The sequence below is a fragment of the Mycolicibacter senuensis genome, assembly GCF_003284925.1.
In the GTDB taxonomy this organism is placed as follows: Bacteria; Actinomycetota; Actinomycetes; order Mycobacteriales; family Mycobacteriaceae; genus Mycobacterium; species Mycobacterium algericum_A.
The window spans coordinates 1-2875 of sequence record NZ_QMEX01000245.1 but is presented as its reverse complement, the minus strand read 5'-3'; the positions used below and the strand labels follow the sequence as shown (position 1 = coordinate 2875).

At 68.5% G+C, this 2875-nt stretch carries 3 protein-coding genes; 2 read left to right on the top strand and 1 reads right to left on the bottom strand.

Annotated features, from left to right (window positions below):
* Both DQP56_RS23580 and tatB read left to right on the top strand, forming a co-directional pair.
* Positions 1–1070: S1C family serine protease (locus DQP56_RS23580; protein ID WP_112689476.1), on the top strand; the 1070-nt coding region annotated here is incomplete at its 5' end.
* A 12-nt stretch (positions 1071–1082) separates the two neighbouring features.
* Positions 1083–1466: a Sec-independent protein translocase protein TatB gene (gene tatB, locus DQP56_RS23575; RefSeq protein ID WP_112689474.1), complete on the top strand. Its 384-nt coding sequence runs from the start codon at positions 1083–1085 to the stop codon at positions 1464–1466.
* Positions 1467–1638: 172 nt separating this feature from the next.
* On the opposite strand, the gene DQP56_RS23560 is transcribed toward tatB, so the two are convergent.
* Positions 1639–2793 (bottom strand): Mrp/NBP35 family ATP-binding protein, encoded by a 1155-nt coding sequence (locus DQP56_RS23560; protein ID WP_013828140.1) that lies wholly within the window; start codon positions 2791–2793, stop codon positions 1639–1641.
* Positions 2794–2875 lie beyond the last annotated feature (82 nt).

Sequence of the window (2875 nt, the reverse complement as noted above, 5' to 3'; positions counted from 1 at the left end):
TCGGCGACCGGGTCTCCTACCGCGCGCTGGCCACGCTGGCCGCGATCGCGCTGGCGATCGGCATGGTCGGCGGCTGGGTCGGACGGACCACCGCGCAGGTCGTCGAGGCCTTCACCTCCTCCAAGGTGACGCTGTCGACCAAGGGCAACGCCGAGGAGCCGGCCGGGCGGTTCGCCAAGGTGGCCGAGGCCATCGCCAATTCTGTGGTGACCATCGAGTCCGTCAGCGACGACCAGGGCATGCAGGGCTCCGGCGTCGTCATCGACGGCAAGGGCTACATCGTCACCAACAACCACGTGATCTCCGAAGCCGCCAACAACCCCAGCAAGTTCAAGACCACCGTGGTGTTCAACGACGGCAAAGAGGTGCTGGCCAACCTGGTCGGCCGCGACCCGAAGACCGACCTGGCCGTGCTCAAGGTCGACAACGTCGACAACTTGTCCGTGGCCCGCCTCGGTGACTCCGACAAGATCCGGGTCGGCGACGAGGTGATCGCCGCGGGCGCCCCGCTGGGCCTGCGCAGCACCGTGACCCACGGCATCATCAGCGCCGTGCACCGGCCGGTGCCGCTGTCCGGTGAGGACTCCGACACCGACACGGTCATCGACGCTGTCCAGACCGACGCCTCGATCAACCACGGCAACTCCGGCGGCGCGCTGATCGACATGGACGCGCAGCTGGTCGGGATCAACACCGCCGGAAAGTCGTTGTCCGACAGCGCCAGCGGGTTGGGATTCGCGATCCCGGTCAACGAGATGAAGATCGTGGCAGAAGCACTGATCAGGGACGGCAAGATCGTGCACCCCACGCTGGGGGTGAGTGCGAGGTCGGTCAGCAACGCCATCGCGTCGGGCGCGCAGATCGCCAACGTCAAGGTCGGCGGCCCCGCGGAGAAGGGTGGCATCCTGGAGAACGACGTGGTGGTCAAGATCGGCGACCGTACCGTGGCCAACGCCGACGAATTCGTGGTGGCGGTGCGCAATCTGACCATCGGGAAGGAAGCGCCCGTCGAGGTGGTCCGCGACGGTCGCCATGTGACGCTGATGGTGACCCCCACCCCCGACGGTTAGCAGTTCGCCTCGATGTTCGCGAATGTCGGCTGGGGCGAGATGCTGGTTCTCGTGGTGCTCGGATTGGTGATCCTGGGCCCGGAGCGGCTGCCCGGGGCCATCCGCTGGACCGCCGGCGCGCTGCGTCAGGCCCGCGAGTACGTCACCAACGCCACCGATCAGCTGCGCGACGAGATGGGGCCCGAGTTCGAAGAGCTGCGCGAGCCGCTGAGCGAATTGCAGAAGCTGCGCGGGATGACGCCGCGGGCCGCCCTGACCAAGCATCTGCTCGACGGGGACGACTCGTTGTTCACCGCGGTCAGTTCACTGGCCGAAGATCCGCGCACCGTGGCGCCGGCACCCGCCGTGACGCCCAAGCCTGCCGGGCCGGCCCCGTTCGACTCCGACGCGACCTAGCGCGATCACCGCTGGGCTGATGGCGGTGACCCGCTGCGCGCGGCTTCGCCGCGCTTGCGATCACCGCTGGGCTGAATGGCGGTGACCCGCTGCGCACGGCTTCGCCGCGCTTGCGATCACCGCTGGGCTGAATGGCGGTGACCCGCTGCGCACGGCTTCGCCGCGCTTGCGATCACCGCTGGGTGCTGCCGGTGTTGAGGCCCAGCGACATCCCCACCAGGCCGCGGCCGCGGGTGGCCAACTGCTCGGCGATGCGGCGCAACTCCTTGCCGGCCACCGAGTCCGGCGAGAGCACCACCGGTGATCCCGAGTCGCCGCCGGTCACCATCTCGCTGTCGATCGGCACCTGGCCCAGCAGCGGAACGTCGCGGCCCATCGCCCGGGTCAGTCGCTCGGCGACCTGCTCGCCGCCGCCCTCGCCGAACAGGTGCATGGTCGAACCGTCGGGCATGGCCAGCCCGGCCATGTTCTCCACCACGCCGACCACCTGCTGGCGGGTCTGCAGCGCGATCGCCCCGGCCCGCTCGGCCACCTCGGCGGCCGCCTGCTGCGGCGTGGTCACCACCAGAATCTCGGCCGGCGGAACCAATTGGGCCACCGAGATCGCGATGTCACCGGTGCCCGGCGGCAGGTCCAGCAGCAGTACGTCCAGGTCGCCCCAGTAGACGTCGGCGAGGAACTGCTGCAGCGCGCGGTGCAGCATCGGGCCGCGCCACACCACCGGGGTGTTGCCCTTGGTGAACATCGCGATCGAGATCACCTTCACGCCGTAGCCGATCGGCGGCATGATCATCGAGTCGACCTGCGTGGGCAGCGCCGTGACGCCCATCATCCGCGGCACCGAATGGCCGTAGATGTCGGCGTCGAGCACCCCCACCGACAGGCCGCGCTCGGCTAGCGCGACCGCGAGATTGACGGTGACACTGGATTTTCCGACGCCGCCCTTCCCCGAGGCGATCGCGTAGACCTTGGTCAGCGAACCCGGTTGGGCGAATGGGATGACGGGTTCCTTGGCGTCGCCGCGCAACTGTTTGCGCAACTCGGCGCGCTGCTCGTCGCTGAACACGTCCAGGCTCACCTTGACCGGGCCGGTGCCGGGCACATCGTTGACCGCGCGGGTCACCATGTTGGTGATCTCGGCTTTCATCGGACAGCCGGCGATGGTCAGGTAGATCGTGACGTGCACGCTGTGGTCGTCGGCGATCTCGATGCTCTTGACCATGCCGAGCTCGGTGATCGGACGCTGAATGTCGGGGTCCAACACGGTGCCCAAAGCGGCGTAGATCGCCTCATGCAGGGCTGCGGTGTCGTCTGGTGTCTTGGACATCGCCACCGAGTCTAGGCCAGCGGCTCGCGCCCCTGAACTGTGATGTCGGTCAGGCGGGGATGTCGGTCAGGCGGGCGGGCCG